Below are 23418 nucleotides of genomic sequence, written 5' to 3'. Positions count from 1 at the left end.
CTTAATTTCTCCCTTGAAGAGAGGTATTTGTAACGGAAGCGACATGTCTAGGCCAGAAAAAGCTCGTGCAGGCTGTGAGCTGTTTCCGTGGGTTTCCCAGATTGTGAAGTGGGGGTAGCGCAATAGTCGTCGCTGATAGCGTGTTTGCCCAGGTACAGCAGCGTATCCGCAAGCCGCGTGGAATTTGATTCGGTAAAGCCCAGTTATCCAGCTAGATTAGATCGCTGTGAATCCAAATGATGAGTTTGCAGTCAAGCAGGTGCGTGGCCCCTACGTAAAGCTGCCAAAGCACCCTGATCATTGTGAGACTGTGGATGAGCTCGTCGAGTATGCAAAAGAGCGAAAGAAGAGCGGTGCCGTTCTAGGGGTGGACCTCTTTGCAGGGGCAGGAGGGTTGAGCCAAGGCCTTGCTGACGCCGGTATCGAAGTGATTTTAGGCGTGGACCATTACGAATACGCCGTAGAGACTCACGCGGCCCGATTCCCGGGGATTTCTGCACCTTGGGACATGTCAACTGCAGAGAGCATTGAGCGAATCGTTTCTTTGATGACAGAGGCTGATATTGATGTCCTTGCTGGAGGTCCGCCTTGTCAGCCATTTTCCAAGGCAGGTAGAAACGGGATACGCCATCTTGTGGAGCAAGGATTAAGGGATCCAATAGATCAGCGGAGGAACCTCTGGAGAGCTTATTTGGAGGTCGCTCAACTGGCACATCCGCGTGCAGTGATAATGGAAAACGTTCCTGATATGGCGCTCGATGATGAGATGTTCATAATGCGTAGCATTATCGAAGAACTGGAGCAGCTTGGTTACACCGTCGAGAGCAAGGTAATTGATACTTGGAGATACGGTGTACCGCAGTTTCGTCAGCGCTACATCTTGGTAGCACTAAGAGATGGGATAGCCTTTAGCTGGCCCCAAGAAGTTAGTAAGAAGGTTACTGTATGGAACGCCATAGGAGACATGCCCGAGGTAGAAGGGGGATGGCGGCCCGAGGGGGGTGCTGATGGTTGGATACAGTACGAAGGGCCTAAAACTGAGTTTCAGAAGTACATTCGACGAGGAGTGCCGAAAGAGCAAAGCCGTCGGCTTTACGATCACATAACAAGGCCAGTTCGCGAAGATGACCGCATCGCCTTTGAAATGATGACTGCGGAGACAAAATATTCAGAGTTGCCCGCTAACCTTCAGCGGTATCGTTCGGACATTTTCAATGACAAGTACAAAAGGCTAGATGAGAATGATCTATCTAGGACCATTACTGCACACATATCGAAGGACGGGTATGGGTTTATTCATCCGCGTCAATCTCGTACCCTGACAGTTCGAGAGGCTGCCAGGCTGCAGACATTTCCTGATGATTTTCGTTTTAGTGGTCCACCGAGTGCAGCATTCAAACAGATAGGTAACGCGGTTCCCGTCAGACTCGGAGAGAACATCGGTAGAGGCGTGCTTGAGGCTCTATCGCTGGGCGAAAAGAAGGGCTTCGGGTCGGCTCAGACAGCTCTTGCTCTAGCGAGCTGGTATCGCAGCATTCCTGAGCGTGATCTGACACGCCCTTGGATTCGGGATGGAAATCGATGGCGCATCTTAGTGTGCGAAATTTTCATGGAACGCACCACTTTGGAGCAGGTTAGACTGCTTTGGCCTTTGATAAAGTCGCTACCCGCTGCTAACGAAGAAGTTGGGGTTTCTCAAACTACTAAGGAAACTATCCTCGCAGTTTTTCAAGGAGAACGTTTTGAGAAGAGGAGGAGGAAGTTCGAGAGCTTAGCATCTTCCATCAACGAACACCCCGAAGCATTTTGGGCACCAAGCATCGATCTGTTGGTTTTTCCTTCTCTCAATCCGGCACTTAAGGAGATTCTAGAGCTAGCTTCCCTTCAAACACGGGCAGAAGATCGAAGCGAGGAACCTGTGATTGTTGCGAAGGGTGTGCTCCGAGTGACTTCTAGATTCCAAGGCATCGACACGGAGAGCCGAAACAAGCAATCAGATGGCAGAATTAGCATCGCGAGGCTAATCGGTCTTAACGAAAACTCTCGGTCGGCACATCTTGCACTGTTTGAGCTCGGTCGTACTGTGTGCGTAAGTGAAATGCCTAGGTGTTCAGTATGCCCGCTCCAGCAATGGTGCGTATACGCTCAAAGCGAAACAAGTCGTGATAATCAATCGCAGGTTTTGTTTTAATCGAATCCAAGGTGCTTGGCCAACTCTGGCATCTCTGCCTTCAACAAGTTCGATATCGCATTGAGGGCTTCGAAGTTCCCTGTCCGTGCGGCAGCGGTACGAAGAGCAAGGCCAATTGTCTCACCAGACTCTGCTCCTCCAAATTCCCCCTTCGAGGCTGGGAAGTCATTCTCTTGGGGTGTTCGTTTGGCGTTTTCTCGTCGATATGCCGCATCGGCGGCAATACATAGCTCGTTTACTGGCCTAGTTAGCATCTTTCTAAGCTGACTAGGGAGGTTTACCCGCATCTTCGCTACGTTGATATTAAATGCGTCGTCAAGGGACGTTCCAAAGTCAACCGAAGCCCTGCCAAGCTTTGTATGCTCGTCGATTGTCCTAATTCCAGACCATCCTCCCCACTGAACCAGCCTGTCGGCTCGATAAATGTATAGTCCTTGCTGTTTGTTCCACTTGTCAATTCCGGAGGCAGCCTCAAAGGACTCCCTTGAGGAAAAGCTCGTTCGAGAAGGCAAAAGGTAGCGCTTCATGGTTACCGTGTCCGTAATATCACCGTGCTCTACCTCGAACTCATCGACTCCCATGAATTCGGTTTTGGGCTCATCACGTGCAAATGGATCCCAAGGTTGGAGACGCGTGTCATTAACTTCTATTGAAACCGCGGTAGGGGACTCTCCAGAAAGAAATCGGTGGAACACCATCGAAAGGTAAGACGAAAGCTTTGGCCCGAGAGCCTCGATTCTTCTGCGTGCCCAACCGCCTTCCGGAGACTTCACCGGTAGTAGCCGGTCGAGCTTCCGCCAGTACACAATTGTTCCTGGCGAATCACCTAACAACTCTGATTGGGCCTTTACTTGGTCTTCGTCACTGTAATCTAGGGTCACCCAGTCATCGACGGACTGAATAAAGTCAAGATCCAGAACTCGTGCTTGGATTGGATGGTTGTTGGTGCGAGAGATGACTTCGACTCTGCGGCACTGCGAGAGCGACGCAGTCTTCAAACCGAGACCGTAACGGCCCAATTCTTGGCTCAAGTAAGTTCGACGGCTACCGAAGCGCATGGCCTCGTCCACAGCCTTTGCACTCATTCCGCGCCCATTGTCGACTATGGCAACGCAAGACTCAAGACCATTAAAATCAATGTTAATTCTGATTTTGTCAGCGCCGGCCGCAATGGAGTTATCCACGATATCTGCTACCGCAGATTCAAAGCTATAGCCTATATCTCGGAGCGATGTAGTGAGTCGTCGAGCCGAGGGAGCTACGGAAATTTGTTTACTCATTACCCTTATTACTATTTATAGTTTGCGACTTAGAAGCGGCGTAGATGGAGCAGGCTTCCTCAACGATTTCTGCAATCAGCGCTTCTAGTTCAGTTTCGGTATAGAACTCGAAGTCTAGCAGTGGAACGTGACGTCTAATGTTGACCATGACCGCTCGCATAAGGTCACTTCGTGAGAAGTCGCCGTACTCGCGATATTGAAGATCGAATTCTCTAACGATGGCCCGTGCCAAAGCCGGATTGCCCGATAGTCCTGGGCGTTCCATGATTCCCACTGCTTCATCTTCGCCAAGTTTCGAATTGAGGGCGCGGCCTAATGTAGCTTCTCTCCACCAGAGTTTTCTAAAGACATTCCTATCGACACCTAGCCAGCGCTCAAAAGCAGGCTTTTTGGCCCGATTGGGGTACCTCCAAGCAGCGATATCCGGAAGCAGAATCATGGTTAAGAAATTCCAGATCTCTTGATTTGCAGCTTCTGCGGGGATGAGATCCATGTGATCGTATAGGATTGCTGCTGCTTTTTGGTCGAAGTCTCGAACCTTCTGAAGACCAAGAGGATTAGGGAAAGCTGATTCCTGAGCAGCTGCGAGAATCTCTTCTCTTAGCTTTTTGAGGCTAGTGGGGCTCACCTTTTCCGTTGCAACAGAATCGTGGAATTCCATGGGACTATGGGTGGCTGCGTTCTGCGTGAGTGCTGAAGGATCCTCAAACTGCGAATACTCACTGATAAGTGTCATTGCGTAGGCATCTGTAATCCTAGGATAGTAACTAATCGTCATTTGACATCCTTGAATGCTAGAGCTTGAGCTGCTGAGAATAGCGACGAAGTGTCCCGAGGAACATCTTCCAGAGGAGTATCTGGAAATAGCAACGAAGCGAGGTTAAGTATGGTTTCCGCCAATGAGCCAGAGTAGAGTGCGCTCTCGAAGAAGTCATTGAGCTCTGCTAGCTCGCCACACTTAAGTAGTAGTTGAACCATTATGTCCGTTTGGAGAAAAGCATCCCAAACCGCTTTTTCTTTTTGGTTTGGGTTCTCCAACATCCGTAAACACGTTTTGTTGTGAGTGTTTAGGAAGATGCGCAACCCTGCTTGTACGGGGAGCATTAGCTCGGTGCTGACCTCAACTCTCCACATTGCACCATCATGGGGCAATGCAGCTAGTTTGAAGTCAATCGGTGTGATAGGCATTTGCGCGGCGGCGCCTTCTAAGCGGATCCGCAGAACGTCGCTCTGCCACAACTTGGATCCTAGGCGTTCGGAGGTAAGCTGACCTTCGACTGCTGTGCCTGCTTGGGCTAAGTCTATGCGGATCTGCGCCTGTAAATCGCCACCTAGGAGCAGGCTGTCAAGGTCAACCTCAAGACGGTTAATGCCATCAGAAATGAGTTTTCGGGCACTAGCTCCCCTTTGCTTAGTTTTGTTTGAACTCCAGCTTATCTGTGCTCCGAATTGGGGCTTGTTGTCTAAGTTCTGGTCTGGATCAAACCCGCATCCCAAGGTGAACTCAGGAAGGTCTACGTTGACTATCGCGATGATTTTAACTGCAGACTGATAGTCCCAGTTGGGGAGCTCCCTGGAGTTGATGGGAAACTCGTCGTCGTCAATTTTGATCTTGAACTCCTCGACCACGACGCAAGACTTTGGAGGTGTCGGAAAACCAAAACTCACTACGTTAGCCATTGGCATTATCTTTCTTGTATCGAGATTTTGCCGTTTGGACGTTGCGTTCGAAGTTGACTTCTAGACGAACGGCAGTGTCCTTGGGCTGAAATACGTCCACGAGCAACTCTTGGTGTTCTTCAAATAGCGCTGTCTTGAGAGACTCCTCTACGCTCCCACTAAGAGTGTCGAGCGAAGCCTCGGATGCGGAATTTCGAATCCCAATCACCGATGGAATTGCGATTCCAACTTGGCGAAGGTTTTCTAGGATATTACCCTGATCAGAATCAACAATTGGTGCGACTGAAAGCTCCACAGGGAGCTGGCTCGGAGGTATAGCCACATCCAACTGAAAAGTGGTGATCGTCCCACCTGCAGTCTTTCTTAAGCTCTGTACACGAGAATCGTAGGTCGGTCGAGGCTTGGAGACAGATGAGTTAGGTCGCGGCTTCTTCTTTTGGGCAGAGACGCTACTGTTTCCCGTTCCGCCAATGGCATTGGAAATTAGAGAACCAAGGGATTGTGAAAGTGCGGTTGCAGCTTTAAGGTGCTGAGACTTTGCATGCGAGTTTCCTGCAGTACCAGTGCTTCTAACCATTTCTTTGAGGCGTCTAAAGAAGATGCTAACTGGATTATTCGTACTATTCCAGAAGCCTCTCAAAAGCTCGTGGTCTTGGGTAATCGTTTCATAGTTCCATTGGTGATGACCGGCAGGTTCGCTTCTTGCAAAAACAATGTCGGCATCTTCATCTGCGATAAAAACTCCGCAATAGGGCTTTCCTGTGGTCGCCTCTGGAGCTTTGTAGTACTCGACAATCATCCTTGGGTTGCGAATTGTTGCGATGTGACTGGAAACGTCCTTATCAATTATGGTATCGACAATTTTTATTGGCTTAGGTAGATCGATCAGGGACAAAGTTCCCAGTACTTTTTTAGGCCGAATACTTGCTAGCCTGGTCACTCGGCCATTAAAAAAGTGTTCCCAAGCGTTCATCGGTGCATCTTGGTGCTCAATAGCTTGGACAAAGGCATCTATAAATCTCCGTAAGGCTTTGTCTTCGTCCGGATTGATGATCTTTACCGGTTCGCCCTTGAAGGAAACCAGAAACTCAATGGGATCCATTCCCGTATCAACATCGATCATGTGGGGCCAAGCCCAGCGAGTCAGTGAGTTTGCTATTTCCTGCAGGATACCGCGCTGGCGTTGCTCTAAAGGCACGATATCTGATTCTTCAGTTTCAGTACTCGCTGACATATCTGGGCTGAGGATCATAATAGAGGTACCGGTCGGGCGCTCCTCAGTAAAGTGTGCATCTAGCCCCAATAATGAAGCAATTCGATCGGCGGTTTCGCCCTCGAAGGGCTCGGCATATTCTGTGCGGTCTATTCCCGTTTCTTCAATTGCATGCTCACCCCACCAATGCCGGCCTGTATATGCGACTCCGTCTGCGTTGAAGTCTTCGGAGTTTGACATAGCTATCAAGCGGTGGACGCGTCGGTTGTTTTCATCGACAGTTCGCGTGTAGACCACGACGGTGTTCACCTCACTTGCAATGAAGAAGACTCCTTTTCCGAAGCCGTAGGTTCCGCCTGCCAAGACCTTGGAGTCGCTGCGCCCAATGTTGCGTATAAAGGAATTGAAGTCTGTTGGTCCGTCGACAGCAGCGGTAGCTTTGCTAGGTCCCCGTAGTCCATGAGTTCCGGAATCGCTAACACATAAAGCAGTGATGCTATTTTGTCCGAGCGCTTTCTCGAGCTCTGGGATTCCGACGAAGTCATTTCCAAAAACTTCTTGTCGGAGGGTGGACACTTGATCCGCGAATAGCTCGCGGAAATCAATCGCAAATGTCACTCCATCGTCGGTAGAAGCCCTATCTCGAGCATCCCAACTATTCTGGAGAGTTTCACGGGTAAACATGTCCCAAGCTGATAGGGCTTGGCTTTTCATCGTACGTGTTACAGAAGTGGCGTATACGTCACCTGAGGGATCAAAAGGCTTTTTGTGATGGTAGGGCATAGTCTCTATCGAATGTATGTGGAGAAGTCTCTGTGTCCAGGAACGCTCGCAGGCCCTGCAAGGTCGATGGAATAAGAGAGATTTTGGATACGATTTTGGTCGTTAACTAACTTGACTTGGGGAAAATCCGGTGTGATTTCAAACTCATGTACATCTACGGCGAAATAGCTGCCGAATTTTTGGCGGTTCTGTTTGCTGAAAAAATCAATGCCGAACTCTTGTGTTTGCTCAATAAAGCGCTCCACATCAAACTCTGAGAAAGCATTCAGCTTTTCTATCAAGTTAGGAATCGAGATCGGACCGTCTAGATGGCGCTCATATCGTCGAAAAACTAGAACTAAGGGCTTGTCATTCAGAGTGTCTAGTTGATCCGCACCGTGGATAGTGGCGAGGAGCCTCTCTGCTGAAGAAGTCGCTTTGCATTCCACCGCGCAATCTGAGAACTCAAAGTCGTGCTTTCCGCTCTGGGGACCGAACCAAGACTCGAGGGGATGAGGAGAGTTGTCTTCAAATAGTCCGATAAGCACTTCAAGCTCGGCTAAGAGGCCTACTTCGGTCTCGGGTGAGATTGGCGCATGCTTGGCTCCTGCGAAAAGGCGGCGCCATTTTGCTAACTGCCCAGCAACATCCTGCGGGCCAGTGTGGGGGTTCTCATCGAGGAAGTTCAGGATTTCGTCAATGAAGAAGTAGAAGATAGCTTCATGATTCAGGTCTTTCAGGGCAAGACGCGTTTGAAATGCTCTAACGCCGTTACTGTTCAGACGAGAACTCTTTGTTAAGTGGATCGCAAGGCTTCTACGGTCTTCAGTAAATATCTCCAAATCTTTGGCACTACATGGAATATCAATTCCAATCTCGCCGTTTTCCTGAACAAAGCAGATGACTGGGCCTGCTTCGATTTCTACACCCGACTCGAGAACCCATTCTTGACCAGGCTTGAGCGAATCATCTTTCCGAGCGGCCTGAAAGAGGAACGCAGCTCTATCGAACGCTGGCACTACTTGTCTCCATCTTCAACCTCATTAGAGAAAGCCTCTTCTTCAGACTCTTGAATTAAGCGCATTGTTTCAGCGTCGATCGGTTCTTTCGCGCTGACGTAGTCTGCGGTGATGTCGGGGTTGTTTGAATTCGGGAAGAAGAGTCCAATGCCGATGATCGTCTCTACTGCATCTAGGTCTTTCCTCCGGTTCCTTATATCGATCTCTTTGCCAGATTTTGAGAACCGTTTCTGTGTGGTTTTGGAAAGTGGATTGATTGCGTAGATAGCGAGGTGTCCCACATCAGAGCCCACATGTTCCTCGTATGCGTCCAGCAGCCTTGATTCCGTAGTTCCCTCAGTACTCGAAAGCTCTTTCAGTATTTGTGACCGAGCAGCGGAATCGATATCCGCGGTATTGATGCGATCCATTGAACCTACCAAGGCTTTTATGTTCGCTACATTCGGATTTGAATTCGCGATCATTTGTGAGCGGTTGATTAGCGGGAGATTTGTCCCGAGGCCCAAGTCTATGGTCTCTTCATCGTCCTTATGGCTCTTTCCATAGAAAGAGACGTCCCAACTACGAATCGAATCTGTATCGTGCTCGCGCTTCAGGTACTTCTTCAGCAGTGCTGCGTCGTTCTTTCCTAGATTCGATTCCTCGTAAATGGTGTAGTTGTCCAAGAACTCTTCGATGATGGAAGGGGAGATGCCTCGGAAAACTTGCGTGCCGTTGCTCTTGGGAATTTCGCGCACACCAGCTGACTTGATCTCAGCAACGAGCCTTTTGGTCGCTTCAATGTTCGACTCTAGCCACTGCCTGTCTTTGTGCCGAAAAAGGATCGTTTGAACCTTTTGCCCTGAATAGCTAATGCTTGCGGGGCGGCTGTCTTGTTGTTTCGCGCGGGCGGTGACTTCCATGGAGGGATGAACTCGAATTCGTGCTTGGAAGTCCATTGGGGTGAGGTTCTCTTTTGCATAGCGTGAGAGGTCGCGTCGGAGATCCGCTTCGACTAATGATAGATCTTGGAACCAAGACTCCAGCTCCTCCGTCATCCAGATACGAGGCAGGTCGCCGTAACCATTCCTGAACCCAAACCATCGGCCCATCTGAAGCAGAGTGTCATAGGCAGTAGCAGTTCTTACAAAGTAGCTTGAAACTAATCCTTCAAGAGTTAATCCTCTTGCAAGCGTGTTTCCACCAACGGCAATGACGGTCAAAGGACGTCCGGTGCTGTAGTCTAGGCGGTGTTCAGATATTCCGTTATCCATAACAACCTCGATGTCATTGAGGACGCGGGGAATATAAGCGTCTACTTCCTCAAAGGTAAGCGGTTTGTACCCTAGTTGCTCCGGAGGCACCGTAGAGATCTCCGATTCCCACTGCTTACGAAGCTCGTTGCGCAGATTATCCTTCTTGTAGTGAGATTTGAGAATACGTACGTGTTCGGCGATTAGGTCGCGTAGTTGTTCGTGAGCGACAGTTCGAACGGCGGTGTGGACCAGCATTGAAGAATGCTTGGAGGCTTGACCTCGGGCATGTCGTGCGGCAGTGGCGAGGATAAACCAACGGATTGCTTCGTCGAGTGAATCGGGAATGCTAGGGTCCCAGGCTTCTCCTCCGTTCTTCTTGCTCGGCGGGCGAGTCTGGTCTACTTCGGATTCGTCGATGGTGCGTATCATATTGAGTCCGTCGGATTCGATATATTCTTCACCCGACAGCGGGGCTCGCCCAAAAATGGTCTCAGTTCCGAAGTAACCATTCGGCATCGGGAGCACGTGGATGAAGTCCTTCGGGTAAATATCTTGGTCCTCATTAGGGTCGATGAGGATGTTTGCGAACGGAGTCGCAGAATATGCAACGTAGGCAGTCTTGCTGTTTCTCAAAAGCTCGCGTATTTGGGCATTAATCCTCGAGACTTCTGACTGGGCTTTGGGCGAAACATTGATGCTTGCTTGGTCTGATTCATCGTCGATGACCAAGATAGGAAGCTCTTTGGTCGAAGTCCCACCATTTTTGAGGAGCTGGTTAAGAGCCTTTAAGACGTGTCCATTCTTCTTTACCACGGCAATCATTCTGTTATCAGAGTTGCTGAAGAAGGAACTCGCATTGTTATGGTTGGCAAGAAACTTGGACTTGTTGAAGTCGGATTCAATGTCGGTAAGGTGTATCCATCCAGACGTGCCAGAAATTAATTGTTCGTCAATACGCGCTTGAGTTTGTTTGCGGAGATTATCAGTTAATCCAGCCAAGACAATGATGAGTCGATAACCTACATCGGCAGCTTTTGCTATCAGCGAGATAAAGTTCGTCGTCTTACCGCTTTGTACGTAACCAAGAACGAGGCCGCGAACGTTAATGGTTGACTCCGCTGGGGGGCGCAGGGAACCGAGTGTGACACTGGAAGCTGCGTCAACGTCATTGAGAGCGGCACCAAGAATTGGTTCAAGTACTTGTTTTACGTGCGGCCAGTAGATGTGGTCTTGTTCTCGAGGGCCGCTGTACCAACTGCCTTTTTCCAGTTCCTTCCTGTTCGTGATGTCAATTCCCTCATACTTAGCAATCTTCCCAGTTTCGCGTAGAAAGCGGGATCGTGCCTCTTCCATGACCTCTGCCGGAGGTTGTGCGTATGGGTTAGAACAGACCTTTTCAATTGCCGCGTCAATTGAGTGGCCTGAGCCCACTATGTCTCTGATTATGTCGAGAATGTAGCTTACTTCTCGGCTGACGGAGCTATCTGACATTTTCGTTTCCCTTACCTGAGTAGACACCGTTTAAGACATTACATTGGCAGCGTTCCGGTGTCGTCGAGACCGACAATTAGACCCGAAGCGGCACTGCATCAACCTTGTGCCGCCCGGTGGCGTAGTAGATGCCGGTCATGAGCACGATGAATCCGACACCGACGCCGAGGGAGACGCGGTAGTCGGCCTGCCAGACCATGATGCCGAAGGTGAAGATGATAAACGCGATGGCGATGTACTGCCCCCAGGGCCAGAAGGGCACCTTGTAGGTGAGCTGGGCAAGGTCGGCCTTGTCCATGCCGCGGCGGGAGTAGACGTGGGCAAGCAGGATCATCAGCCAGACGAAGATGGTGGCGAAGGTCGCCAGGGAGGCGATGATGGCGAATACATTCTCGGGGATAACGGCGTTGAGGATGGTGCCGACGATCATCACGATGACGAGGATGACGGTGGACATGACAGGAATGCCGCGCAGCTGCTTGGACATCACGGCGGGGGCGAGGTTCTGCTTGGCCAGGCCGGTGAGCACGCGGCCGGCGCCGAAGAGGTCGGCGTTGATGGCGGAGAGCGCGGCGGTAATCACCACGAAGTTGAGCAGGCCGGCGGCCCAGGAGACACCCAGGGAGCTAAAGATCTGCACGAAGGGGGATTCATCGCCGGTGATGGAACGCCAGGGGTTGAGCATCAAGATGACGAGGATGGCCAGGACGTAGAAGAGCAGGATGCGCACGGGCACGGTGTTGATGGCCTTGGGCACGGAGACCTCGGGGTCCTCGGCCTCAGAACTGGCGACGCCGATGATCTCAGTGCCGCCGAAAGCAAAGAGCACCAAGATGAAAGAGGCGATAAGGCCCTCGGCGCCGTTGGGGAAGAATCCGCCATCGTTGACGAGGTTGGCAGGGCCGGTGGTGGTGGAGGCTCCGGAAAGCCCGAAGACCAAAATGGCGGCACCGCCGATGATCATGGCAACCACCGCGCCGACCTTGATGGTGGTAAAGGCGAACTCGAGCTCACCGAAGGCGCGCACGCCGGCGACGTTGGCGGCGCCCACAATGAGTAGGGTCACCGCCACCCAGACCCATTGCGAGACATCGGGGAACCACAGCTTCATGTAGATGCCAATCGCCGTGAGGTCCGCCAGAGCCACGATGACCATCTCAAAGGCGAACATCCAGCCGGTGATGTAGCCGGCCCAGCCACCCATGTAGGCACGTGCGTACTCCGCGAAGGAGCCGGTGATGGGGTTGCGCACGGCCATCTCACCGAGGGCGCGGAGCATGAAGTAGACCACGGCGCCGCCGAGGAGATACACCAAAAGTACCGACGGCCCGGCCGCCTGGATGGCGCCAGCAGAGCCGTAGAACAGGCCGGTTCCAATGGCTGAGCCCAGTGCGATGAAGTGCAAGTGGCGGTGTTTGAGGCCCGCGCGCGGAGAGGTTCCGGACATGGAGATCCTTCTATCTAAAAGAGAAAAGTGATTGCTTTAACCCAAGTATCTTCTAAGAAAAACTAATTCCCGGCAAACCGTCTCAAGCGCGCAGCGCCCGGGCGACTGCATCCGCCATGGCTTGCTGCCCCGCGTGGGTGGGGTGCATGGGGAAGGAACCGGTGTTCTCCCCAGTGAAATCCACCCAGGGTTCGGGGGAGCAGCCGGTGTGTTGCGCGGCGTCGTCGGGCAGCACGAAAAGGGCGCCGTGGCGTACAGCGGCGTCCGCTACCGCCAGGTTGATGTCCTGGATTGATTGCGAAAGCCACTGCCTATCCGTCGCGGCCAGGGGAGCAATGGCCGCGCAATCGTCCGTGGAGGTGATAAGCGGCATATAACCAGTGGCGACGACGCGGGCGTTGGGCGCGCGCTTGGCGAGTTCCTCATAAAGCACATCAAGGCGCCGCGGAAGATCGGAAATCTCCAGCGCGATCTGCTGGCCGTGCTCCTGCTGGCAGGTTGATTCCTGGGCGCCTCGCTCGAGGCACGAGGCCATGAGGATGAAGCTGGCGTCGTTGCCGCCGATGCTCAAAGTCACGAGATCCGTAATCGGGGTCAGTGCGTCTACCTGGGGAGGATGCTCGCCGGCGGAGCTGAGCACATCGAGCGTGGTCGCACCCTGGCAGGTGACGTTGGCGAGCGTTTCTACGTCAAGCTCCTTGGCCAGAAGCTCCGGGTAGGAGTCTTGGGCGCGCACGCAGGTATTGGGAGGATCCAATGGAAGCGCAGTCGAGCCCATGGCGGAATAGGAATCCCCCAGGGCGACGTAGACTTCTGGACTCCAAGGTGCCGGAGATTCTTCAGTGGACTGGCTGGGAGGGGCAGGCTGCGAGGAGCATCCCGCAAGGAGGCCCACACCGAGGATGACAGCCGCCAGTTTCTTCATGTTCGTCATGGTAGCCCAGCCGTCGCAGTGTGACAGGCGCCGGGAGTGTGGCCAGGGTGTGTTTATGCCCATCATCGGGTGAAGGAATAGTCTTTGCTGGCGTAGTCGCGTACTGTGGAGCGAGCAATGAGCATTACCGATAACGCCACCGGCGGCACGAAAGAGCCGGAAGAATTTACTAAGTCGGAATCTCAGGAAATCTCGCAAGGTGATATTGACAACACCGGGGCTGCGAATACTTCTGAGGACGCCGGCGCTGAAGATACTTCAGCCAATGACAACTCCCAGGGGTTTGCAAACCTCGGCCTGCCTGATGATGTGCAGCAAGCCGTTGCGAAGGTTGGGTACACCCAGCCGTCCCCTATCCAGGAACAAACCATCCCGATCTTGATGGAAGGCCGCGACGTCGTCGGCCTTGCACAGACCGGTACCGGCAAGACCGCAGCTTTCGCGCTGCCCGTCTTGTCGCAGATTGACGTCAAGGCCCGCCACCCGCAGGCCCTCGTCCTTGCCCCCACCCGTGAGCTTGCACTGCAGGTTGCGGATTCTTTCCAGACTTTCGCCGATCACCTAGGTCGCATTGAGGTGCTGCCTATCTACGGTGGTCAGGCTTATGGCATTCAGCTCTCCGGCCTGCGCCGAGGAGCACAGGTCATCGTGGGTACTCCCGGCCGTGTCATCGACCACCTAGAGAAGGGCTCACTGGATATTTCCCAGCTGCGCTTCCTCGTGCTCGATGAGGCTGATGAGATGCTCAACATGGGCTTCCAGGAGGATGTCGAGCGCATCTTGGAGGACACCCCGGAGGGCAAGCAGGTTGCTTTGTTCTCGGCGACCATGCCCAATGGCATCCGCCGCCTGTCCAAGCGCTACCTCAACGACCCAGCCGAGATCACGGTCAAGTCCGAGCGTCGCACCAACGACAACATCAAACAGCGCTACCTGCTGACCCCGCACCGTCAGAAGATGGACGCGTTCACGCGCATCCTCGAGGTCATTGACTACGACGCCATCATCGTGTTCTGCCGTACCAAGCATGAGACCGAAGAGGTAGCGGATCAGCTCAAGGAGCGCGGATACAATGCTGCTGCCATCAACGGCGACATCGCCCAGCAGCAGCGTGAGCGCACCGTTGATCAGCTCAAGGATGGTCGCCTCGACATCCTCGTGGCTACTGACGTTGCCGCGCGTGGCCTCGACGTTGACCGCATCACGCACGTGGTCAACTTCGATATCCCCAACGACACCGAGTCCTACGTGCACCGCATTGGCCGTACTGGCCGCGCGGGTCGTACCGGTGAGGCGATCTTGTTCGTCACTCCGCGCGAGCGTCGGATGCTGCGTTCCATCGAACGCGTCACCAATGCACGCTTGGAAGAGATGGAACTGCCTACCGTTGATGCCGTCAACGACAAGCGCAAAGAGCGTTTCGCGCAGGCCATCACGGATAATCTCGAGACCAAGCAAAGCGAATTGTTCCGCGGCCTAGTGCGCAAGTACTCCGAGACCAACAACGTTGCGATGGATGACATCGCTGCCGCATTGGCCGTACAGCTGCAGGGCGGAACTGAGTTCCTGCTCAAGGATCAGCCTGCCTTCAAGAAGGATCGCCGTGACCGCGACCGCTTCAGCCGCGACGACCGTGGAGACCGCGGCGACCGCGGCGACCGCGGACATCGCGGAGGATTCCGTGACCGTGATCGCGGAGACCGTGGCCCCCGTCGCCCGGATGGAGATTTCGAGACCTACCGTCTCGACGTCGGCAAGCGTCAGAACGTGCGCCCAGGCGCCATCGTCGGTGCCATTGCCAACGAGGGTGGCCTGTCCTCCAAGGACTTTGGCCGTATTACCATCGCCGTGGGGCATACCCTCGTCGATCTGCCCAAGGGCATGGACCCGCAGGTGCTCGATCGTCTCAAGGACACCCGCATCTCTGGCCAGCTGATCAACATCCAGAAGGACTCTGGCCGTCCGCCTCATCGTGGCGGCGGAGACCGTGATCGCGGAGATCGTGGTGGACGCGGTGGTTACCGCGGAAATCGCGACCGTGACCGTGGTGGTCGCGGCGGCTGGCGCGACTAAGCAATCCCAGCGTAAAAGGCCTCTAGTGAACTAGGGGCCTTTTACGTGTTTTGCGGGGTCTCACTATATTCGGGGGTAGATGTCGGTGGCATGGTTTAGGCTGTGATTCGAAAGGGTATTCGATACTTTTGTTTCACGGGGGAGTGACAACTAATGACTACCGCCTTTTATGCCAATACCAACCCAGCACACGAGGTTTCTGCTGCCGCCACAGGGCTGCGGCGGGAAGAATACTTGTTCTGGCGCTCGCTGCAGCCGGAGGAGGACGCCGATATTGACATCGTCGTGGCCACTTTGTCTGGGCTTACAGGAGCAAGTGAGGGACGCATCACGCGGATCATCTACACTTTTGTGCGCTTAGAGAAGCTTCCGCGCCTGCGTGCGGAGCAGGAGGAAAGCTTCCATCTCGACCTAGACAGGCTCATAGCCATAGATTCGGCACTGTCGAAACTGGGGGACGTCGCACAAGAGACTTTGCAGGATATCGACGAGGAACTGACCAGATACCTCTCAGCGCGCCAGCCCAACCAGAAGTTGCCTTCACATCGAAACCTGCGGCGGAAGTTGCGGGATACTTTGATGCGCAAGGACTCCTCAATCGCTGCCAAAGACCCGCGGCGTCGCCCTGCCTATGGCGTGTATCCCATGGGCAAGGATAGTGCCACACTTAGCCTCGATGTGGACTTAGAAACTGCGGCCGTCATCGACGCCAATGTCGCTTTTCTTGCTGAGCGCGACAACATCACTCGGGCAGGAGCAGCGATAGCGCTGCTTAGCGGGGAATCTGTTGCGGAGGCTAAGGTCACGCTCAATGTTTATAAGTCTGATTGTCCGGACGCGCCAGGCTTCATCCAGGAGCTGGGCTGGGTGCCGTCCGAGGTAGCTGAAAGGCTGGCTGCGCGTGCTAGTACCGTGCGTGACATGGATGCGGCACAGCGTGCCGTCTCGCCCAACTACGTCACGCCTGCTGGTATCGGCGCTTATGTTGAGGGTCGTGATGCAGTGTGCCGCTGGCCCGGTTGTGACGTTCCTGCGCAGGATGCTCAAAAGGATCATCGTATTGACTTCGCGGATGGCGGTCCGACCTCAGCGGCGAATCTCGCGAGCCTGTGTCAACACCACCACAACATCAAGACTGATGGCCGGGCTCGCTACATCATGGACCCAGTCAGTGGGGATATTGTCTGGCTCTTTGAGGATTCAACTTGGATCTACGATGAGGCCACGGGCCCTTTGGCGCCGCGGAAAAGAAACTGGGTCCGCACGGTGGCGCAGGCCACGCAGGGCAGAAGAAAAGCCGCTCACGACGAGGCGCAGCGGCTAAAGAAAGAGCTCGATGATGAGGTCTTAGACGAACATCAAGCAAGCACAGATAACCCACAAGAGGTTGAAGATCCCACCCATGGCGGCCAGTGACTTCTTGGTCGCGGCGAAGTCCTCACCAGAGTTCTCTTCGAGTGCAGCGAGGGACTTCTTCTGCTTCGGGATGATAAGGAAGAAAAGGAGGCACCAAGCAACGATTGCCACCAAGATAGCGATGTGGAACTGAATCTCGGACTTGTAGGTGGATAGGTCCGCGAGGAATACGCCGATGCCCAGGATCGGAACGATGGCAGAAATATAGCCATAGGTGCTGGTTATGTTGTGCAGAAGGCGTGCTGCGCCTAGTGCGGAGACGTCACCTTGGGATGCCTTGAGCATCTGGGACTGGTAGGTCGAGGTCGATACGCAGACGGGGCCGATTAGCAGTAGGGCGGAGATGACGTGTAGGAAAATCAGAAAAGATGTCACGGGGGTGTGTGGCCTTTCAAAGGACGGAATGTACACCCTGAGCCTATCTAACCTGGAAGCAGGAACTCGAATCGACACTGCCTACGCATCACCGAAACGTCTGCGGTAGGCAGCGAAAGCTCGTATGCGCGTGCTATCTCTGCCAGGCGTGTAGAGTAGGCGCAGCGCTTCTTCGGGGGTAGCCACTCTGAAGGGAGGCTATCGGACTTCTGTTGGTTGAGGCTGCGCTGCGTGGCCACCAGATTGAGTGGATCGTTGGCAAAGCGAGCGCGTGTGTTTCGATCCCAGCTGTGTGCGCCCATGTCCCAAGCAGCGGAGAGGGGAAAGACGTGGTCGACTTCCACGGCTTCGCTATTGGACACTGCTTGGTCGGAGTATGGATCGTAGAACGTTCCGCCTGTGACTCGGCAGTTGAGAACGCTCGCCTGTGTTGACTGCGCTAAGCGCACAGCCTCGCGGGTAGTGCACTGGCCATGTGGCTGCCAGCTTCCAAAAAGTGCGCGGTCATATCCGAGGACGTCTTGGCGCTGGGGCACCGTAGCGATGTCCAAGCGGGGGCCGGGATATAGATACAACAGTGTCAAAAACGTCAAAGCCACCAAGAAATAGAACTTCATGTTCTATTTGACTTGGCGGCGGGGGGACGCGTTCCTTAGTCTTGGACCTTTTGCGCGGCCTTTTCGAAGTCGACGTCGGCATCCTTGGCGGCCAGCTTCGAGAGCTTGGCGGCCTGCTCGAACTCTTCAACAACCTCGTCAGAAGGTTGCTTGGTAGCGAGGGAAACGACGACAGCCGCAACAAGGGCGGCGAGGAATCCGGGGACGATTTCGTAGAGGACGTCGGAAAGCGGCGACACACCCCAAGCAATGGTGATGACGGCTCCGACCACCATGCCCGCAATAGCACCGGAGGAGCTGAGGCGCTTCCAGTACAGCGACAACAAGATGATTGGGCCGAATGCGGCACCGAAGCCGGCCCAAGCGAAGCCGACCAAACCGAGGATAGAATCCGAGGGGTTGATAGCGAGCACACCTGCGAGAACGGCGATGGCGACCACCGCGGTGCGGGAAAGATTGATGAGCACGTCTTCGCTGGGCTTGCGCTTGACGAAGATGGTGTAGAGATCCTCGATGAGGGAGGAGGAGACGACCAGCATCTGCGAAGACATGGTGGACATGATGGCCGCTAGAACGGCAGTGAGGACCAGACCAGCGATTAGTGGGTGGAAGAGGATCTGAGCCATGTCCAAGAAGATGGTTTCGTAATTTTGGGTGTCCGTGATCGTGTAGTTCTTCTGAGTGAAAAAGACCGTGCCAATGATGACGACGAAGACAGCGCCGATGATCGAGAGCGACATCCAGGCAATGGCGTAGAAGCGGCCGGCCTTGGCATCGGCGGGCTTGCGCAGCGCCATGAAGCGGACAAGGATGTGCGGCTGGCCAAAGTAGCCTAAGCCCCAAGCCAAGTTGCCGATGACAACTGCGGCGGAGACTCCAGAGAACACTGAGAAGTAGGTGGGGTTGTCGATCTCGCCGTTGGGGCCATAAGGATGGTTGCTAGCGAAGCTAAAGATATCCATTGGGTTATCGAGCGAGATGAAGGCCATGATCGGAACGATGAGTAGGGCAGTAAACATCATGAGGCCTTGGACCACGTCGGTATAAGAAACGGCCAAGAAGCCACCGACGAAAGTATAGAACACGGTAACGGCAGCAATGATGAGCATGCCAACGAGGTAGTCGCCGTTGAATGTCGATTCGAAGTAGCGGCCGCCGGCGACCATGCCGGAGGAGACGTAGAAGGTAAAGAAGAAGATGATGATGGCTGCGGCAAGGACGCGCAGGATGCGGGACTTGTCGCGCAGGCGGTTCTCAAAGAAGGAAGGCACGGTGATGGAATTGCCGGCTACTTCGGAATAAGAGCGCAGACGTGGTGCGACCCACGTCCAGTTCGCCCACGCACCGATAATGAGACCGACGGCAATCCAGATTTCGGAGAGACCGGTCAAGAAGAGCGCTCCTGGCAGGCCCATGAGCAGCCAACCAGACATATCTGATGCGCCTGCGGAGAGCGCCGCGACGAATGGATTCAGGCCACGGCCGCCGAGGACATAATCGTCATACTCGTCGGTTTGTTTGTAGCTCCAGAATCCGATTGCGGCCATCGCAAGCAGATAGATAATCATCGCGATGACGTACCAAGTGGAGTCTTGCACTGATTTCTCCTCGTAGATAGTAGGGACGTTCCCACGCTAGCGAGCACGAAGCGGTCACCCAACTCCATTTCACCTGTTCTTAACGTGTGGCGCAGTTCATTCACAGCTTATTTCAATGTCTCAACAGGTAAAACAGCAGAATATAACGACGGTATAACGATTGGGGCGGGAGCGTTGCATTCTGTCTAATAGCTGAAGCGCTCATGCGAAAGGGGCGCTGCTAAACTGGCATCTATGGCTTCTTACCTTTTGCATGGACTTTGGTTACCCGTCTCGGGCCTTAGTCTATGGATTGAACAGGTAGAAGGGCACAAGATAGTCCTGCCCTCCGCCGTGCCCGATGGTGCATTTCCCGAGGCGGTGGAGGCGCTGTTAAAGAAGAAGTCTTTCCGCAACCGCGCCCGAGTCTCTTTGCGTACGCCGAAGGGCAAGGACGTCTCGTTGATGGTCCCCATGGCGATGTTTGCGCCCGAGGAGGCGGTGTCTGCGCTCGCGGGTCTATCCATTCTGGATGATGGCAACGCAGCAGCCAGCCCGCAACAGCGCGAGTCCATCGCGCCTGATTTGTTTTGGCTCATCCGGGCCTACCGCGGACTGCGGGCCTTCGTGCGTGCCGGGCGCGTAACGATAAGGCTGTCCTACCAGGCTGGCGAGTGGTACCCGATGTGGCAACTAGCTTCGGGACTGGGAGAGCGTGGCTGGCTGGGGGAGATGATCGCGGCAGCTCCCGGAATCTTGTCTATCAATAATCGTTCACTCTCGGAGGACTTGGCCGAGGAGTTGACTCACTGGATTGCCTACGTGGAACTGCGCCACCTGACCCAGGCGGCGCGGCCTTATCCCTGGCACGATTTTGCCCAGGCGCTGCTTACTACCTCGCCGGTCAAGCGTGGACGCGCACAGCTTCTGCGTGGCCTCAACGAGTGGAAAGACTCGATTACCTCGGTGGACCTACAGCTGGTATTCATCGTCGAGGAGCCGCCCAAGGATGAGGATCCGGGGCAGTCCGCCTGGCCCATTAGGGTGCAGGTGCGCTCGGGTACGGACTCTCCGCAGCCAATTAGGCTCGACAGCCTTGACCGGGCAAGTGTGGAACGTCTGCGAGAGGATCGTCGTAAAGCGATCGCCATCGCGCCCGTATTAGGGGAGTCCCAATTGCCGGTTGACCCAGATGCCGGGGATTGGGACGTGTACCTGCGCACCGACAGCCTAGTTTCTTTCATCGGAGCGGATGCCGCCGCGCTCAAGGCCGCAGGGTTTACCGTCATGCTGCCCAAGGCGTGGGCGCAGATGGAAACCAAGGCCAAACTCGAGACCCGCGAGGTGCGCGACCCTGCCGAGGGCTCCACGAAGGCGCACCTAGGCATGGACAAGCTGGTTGAATATGACTGGCACATGTCGGTTGGGGACATCGAGCTCAGCGATGAGGAGATGCAACAGCTTGTTGAGTCGAAATCGGGGTTGATTCGCCTGCGCGGAGATTGGGTCATGGCGGATACCCAGTCGATATCGAAGATCTCTGAGTACATGGAGGAGCTGGCTCAGACCGCTAACAAGCGGGCCAAGAAAGAACTGGAGCGCCTCGCCGCAGCCGCCGAAATGGCTCGCCAGTTGGAGCAGCCGGGGTGGCAGGAGCTGGTGGCGGACGTCGAAAAGCGCCGCCAAGAGTTCAACGATGGCCAGATAGAGCAGGTTTCCGTGGCCGAGCTGCGGGAGCTTGCGTTGACCTCCATGGCGCAGGAGCCGATAGAGTTCACCGGATCGACCTGGCAAATGGCGTTGCTCGGAGGCATGTCCACGCAGGCGCCGGAGAGAATCGAATTGCCAGAGACCATTCATGCGGAGCTGCGCGAGTATCAACGGCGCGGCGTGGATTGGCTCTACTGGATGTCCCGCAACAATATCGGCGCGGTCCTCGCCGACGACATGGGCCTGGGCAAGACACTTCAGCTGCTCTCGCTCGTTGCGGTGGAGAAGACACGCGCTGAGGCAGCAGGGCCCACGCTCATCATCGCCCCGACCTCGGTGGTGGGGAACTGGGCGCGCGAGGCGAAGAAGTTCGTGCCCGATTTCCGGGTTCTGGTCCAGCACGGCTCGGATCGCCTGCGTGGTAAGCAGCTGGTGGAGGCGGCGGCCAAGATGGACTTGGTCATCACCTCCTATGGCACCGCTGGGCGGGACTTCGCCGTTCTGGGCCAAGTGGAATGGGATCGCGTGGTCCTCGACGAGGCGCAGGCCATCAAGAATGCGGCGACGCGATCTTCCAAGGCCGTGCGTTCGCTGCCCTCTCGTCACCGCGTGGCTCTTACGGGTACGCCCGTGGAGAACCGCCTCTCGGAGATGCGCTCTATCCTCGACTTTTGTAATCCCGGGGTGCTCGGCAGCGCCTCCTTCTTCCGCAACCACTTTGCCAAGGCCATCGAGCGCGAGGGCAGTGAGGTTATGTCGGAGCGGCTGCGGCAGCTCACGGCGCCCTTTATCCTGCGTCGCCTCAAGACCGATCCCAGCATCATCGATGACTTGCCGGAGAAGTCGGAACAGATTGTTACGGTGTCGATGACCGAGGAACAGGCGGCCTTGTACAAGGCGCTTGTCGACGACGTTCAGAAAACCCTCAACGAGAAACACGGCATAGCCCGCCGCGGTCTGGTGCTGGCCTCCCTCACACGCATCAAGCAAATCTGCAACCATCCCGCGCACTATCTGGGCGATGGCTCCGCGGTGACCATCAAAGGCAGGCACCGCTCCGGTAAGGTCAAGGAGCTCATGCGGATCGTGGACGGCGCCGTCGAGAGCAACGAAAGGTTGCTGATCTTTACCCAGTACCGCGCGTTTGGCAGCATCTTGCAGCCCTATCTTTCCCAGCAGCTGGGCCGCGAGATTCCTTTCTTACATGGCGGGGTGACCAAGAACAAGCGCGACCAGATGGTCGAGGACTTCCAGTCTCCCGATGGACCGCCTGCGATGATCCTTTCGCTCAAGGCGGGAGGCACAGGTCTTAACCTAACCGCGGCCAATATCGTGGTTCACATGGATAGATGGTGGAATCCCGCGGTGGAGAACCAGGCCACGGACCGCGCTTTTCGCATCGGCCAGCAGCGCAACGTGCAGGTCTATAAGATGATCACCGCAGGAACCCTGGAGGAATCCATTCAAGATATCCTCGACGGCAAGACCCAGCTGGCCGGCGCGGTGGTCGGGGAGGGCGAAGGCTGGTTGACGGAGCTGGATCCCGAGCAGCTGGCCCAGCTGATGAGTTATAAGGAGTCGGATTAATCGTGGCCGCTGAGCAAGATAATGTCATCTACGCTAATTTCGGCGCGCGCAAACGCGTCTCCTCGCCTGAGCAGGTGCACCGCGTTTCCGCGCTGTCGGACGCTGCTACTCGGGTAACGCAGTTTATCTATAAAAACGCCGATAGCGGCCGCATTTCGCGTGGGCGCCAGTATGCGGCTGGAGGCCACGTCGTAGGCCTAGACGTGCGCAACGGCGCGGTGCATGGCCGAGTGGCAGGCTCCCAAAACGAGCCCTTTGCCGTGCTTATCCAACTGCCTTTCCGCTCCAATGACGATATCGCTCGGATCTCAGAGATCTTCGCCCGTACCCCAAACTCCTTGGCGCAGGCGCGTGAAGGAGTATTTAGCCCTGAGGTGCTCGATCTGCTCTTTGCAGCCGACGCCGATGAACTCAGGTTTTCTTGCACCTGTCCCGATTCTTCATACGTGTGCAAGCACGTGGTTGCGGTCGGGGATAAACTGGCCGCCCGCATCGACGCGGATCCCGCAGTGGCCTTGTCGCTGCGCGGGCTTGACTTGGGCAGGCTCGAGCAATCCGTCCTAGACCAAGCGGAATCCGTGGCTAAGGAAAGCTACGACAACGCCGGCCTCGATGCTGCAGAGCGCAGCAGCCTGTTCTGGGAAGGCCGCGCTTTTCCCGATCTTCCGCGTCCCAAGGTTGCGCCTGCGCTGGAGGATTCCGATCCAGAGCTGTTGCGCAAGGCGATGCGGGCGGTTTCGCACACCAATATCGACCTGCTGCGCGCAGTGTCCGACGTTGAGGATCTTTATCACCATCTCACCCACTAGGC

The 23418-nt window shown here is 55.0% G+C and carries 16 protein-coding genes; 5 read left to right on the top strand and 11 right to left on the bottom strand.

Annotated features, from left to right (window positions below; all coding sequences use genetic code 11):
- Nucleotides 1-226: 226 nt before the first annotated feature.
- Nucleotides 227-2191 carry a DNA cytosine methyltransferase gene (gene dcm, locus B2696_RS00620; RefSeq protein ID WP_286953284.1) on the top strand — a complete coding sequence of 655 codons (1965 nt, stop codon included), beginning with the start codon at nt 227-229 and terminating at the stop codon, nt 2189-2191.
- On the opposite strand, the gene B2696_RS00615 is transcribed toward dcm, so the two are convergent.
- The 8 genes from B2696_RS00615 to B2696_RS00580 all read right to left on the bottom strand — a co-directional run bounded on the left by B2696_RS00615 (nt 2188) and on the right by B2696_RS00580 (nt 13243).
- Nucleotides 2188-3471, bottom strand: coding sequence for an ATP-binding protein (locus tag B2696_RS00615; protein ID WP_286953281.1), 1284 nt, complete (start codon nt 3469-3471; stop codon nt 2188-2190). The genes dcm and B2696_RS00615 overlap by 4 nt on opposite strands.
- Nucleotides 3464-4249 (bottom strand): hypothetical protein, encoded by a 786-nt coding sequence (locus B2696_RS00610; protein ID WP_286953278.1) that lies wholly within the window; start codon nt 4247-4249, stop codon nt 3464-3466. Before B2696_RS00610 ends, B2696_RS00615 begins: the two co-directional genes overlap by 8 nt.
- A complete protein-coding gene (locus B2696_RS00605) occupies nt 4246-5151 on the bottom strand; it encodes a hypothetical protein (protein ID WP_286953275.1) in 906 nt (301 codons plus the stop codon). The genes B2696_RS00610 and B2696_RS00605 overlap by 4 nt, the downstream gene beginning before the upstream one ends.
- Nucleotides 5144-7147, bottom strand: coding sequence for a hypothetical protein (locus B2696_RS00600; protein WP_286953273.1), 2004 nt, complete (start codon nt 7145-7147; stop codon nt 5144-5146). Before B2696_RS00600 ends, B2696_RS00605 begins: the two co-directional genes overlap by 8 nt.
- Before the next feature lie 5 nt (nt 7148-7152).
- Nucleotides 7153-8145, bottom strand: a complete 993-nt coding sequence (locus B2696_RS00595) for a PD-(D/E)XK motif protein (protein WP_286953270.1) — start codon at nt 8143-8145, stop codon at nt 7153-7155.
- On the bottom strand, nt 8145-10871 hold the full coding sequence (locus tag B2696_RS00590) for a Z1 domain-containing protein (RefSeq protein WP_286953267.1): 2727 nt from the start codon (nt 10869-10871) through the stop codon (nt 8145-8147). Before B2696_RS00590 ends, B2696_RS00595 begins: the two co-directional genes overlap by 1 nt.
- 76 nt (nt 10872-10947) lie before the next feature.
- The gene (locus B2696_RS00585; RefSeq protein WP_075729590.1) at nt 10948-12318 is read right to left on the bottom strand and encodes an amino acid permease; all 1371 of its coding nucleotides are present in this window, start codon (nt 12316-12318) and stop codon (nt 10948-10950) included.
- An 82-nt stretch (nt 12319-12400) separates the two neighbouring features.
- Entirely contained in the window at nt 12401-13243 is an 843-nt protein-coding gene (locus B2696_RS00580) for an SGNH/GDSL hydrolase family protein (protein ID WP_286953262.1), read from the bottom strand.
- A 126-nt stretch (nt 13244-13369) separates the two neighbouring features.
- Between B2696_RS00580 and B2696_RS00575 the strand changes: the two genes are divergently transcribed.
- Nucleotides 13370-15325, top strand: coding sequence for a DEAD/DEAH box helicase (locus tag B2696_RS00575; protein WP_286953258.1), 1956 nt, complete (start codon nt 13370-13372; stop codon nt 15323-15325).
- 153 nt (nt 15326-15478) lie between these two features.
- Entirely contained in the window at nt 15479-16741 is a 1263-nt protein-coding gene (locus B2696_RS00570) for an HNH endonuclease signature motif containing protein (RefSeq protein ID WP_286953254.1), read from the top strand.
- On the opposite strand, the gene B2696_RS00565 is transcribed toward B2696_RS00570, so the two are convergent.
- From B2696_RS00565 to putP, 3 genes are read right to left on the bottom strand one after another with little or no spacing between them, the layout of a single operon-like run.
- Nucleotides 16673-17116: a DUF2269 domain-containing protein gene (locus B2696_RS00565; RefSeq protein WP_276623479.1), complete on the bottom strand. Its 444-nt coding sequence runs from the start codon at nt 17114-17116 to the stop codon at nt 16673-16675. The genes B2696_RS00570 and B2696_RS00565 overlap by 69 nt on opposite strands.
- Before the next feature lie 47 nt (nt 17117-17163).
- Complete coding sequence (locus B2696_RS00560) at nt 17164-17733, bottom strand: HNH endonuclease family protein (protein ID WP_286953249.1); 570 nt, start codon at nt 17731-17733, stop codon at nt 17164-17166.
- A gap of 35 nt (nt 17734-17768) precedes the next feature.
- Nucleotides 17769-19331, bottom strand: a complete 1563-nt coding sequence (gene putP, locus B2696_RS00555; RefSeq protein WP_286953246.1) for a sodium/proline symporter PutP — start codon at nt 19329-19331, stop codon at nt 17769-17771.
- A gap of 234 nt (nt 19332-19565) precedes the next feature.
- Between putP and B2696_RS00550 the strand changes: the two genes are divergently transcribed.
- Nucleotides 19566-22607: a DEAD/DEAH box helicase gene (locus tag B2696_RS00550; protein WP_286953242.1), complete on the top strand. Its 3042-nt coding sequence runs from the start codon at nt 19566-19568 to the stop codon at nt 22605-22607.
- Nucleotides 22607-23416 carry an SWIM zinc finger family protein gene (locus B2696_RS00545; RefSeq protein WP_376752346.1) on the top strand — a complete coding sequence of 270 codons (810 nt, stop codon included), beginning with the start codon at nt 22607-22609 and terminating at the stop codon, nt 23414-23416. Before B2696_RS00550 ends, B2696_RS00545 begins: the two co-directional genes overlap by 1 nt.
- The last annotated feature ends 2 nt before the right edge of the window (nt 23417-23418 follow it).

This window comes from Corynebacterium sp. UBA4397, assembly GCF_002390965.1.
Taxonomy (GTDB): Bacteria; Actinomycetota; Actinomycetes; order Mycobacteriales; family Mycobacteriaceae; genus Corynebacterium; species Corynebacterium flavescens.
This window is presented reverse-complemented; position numbering and strand designations above follow the sequence as displayed.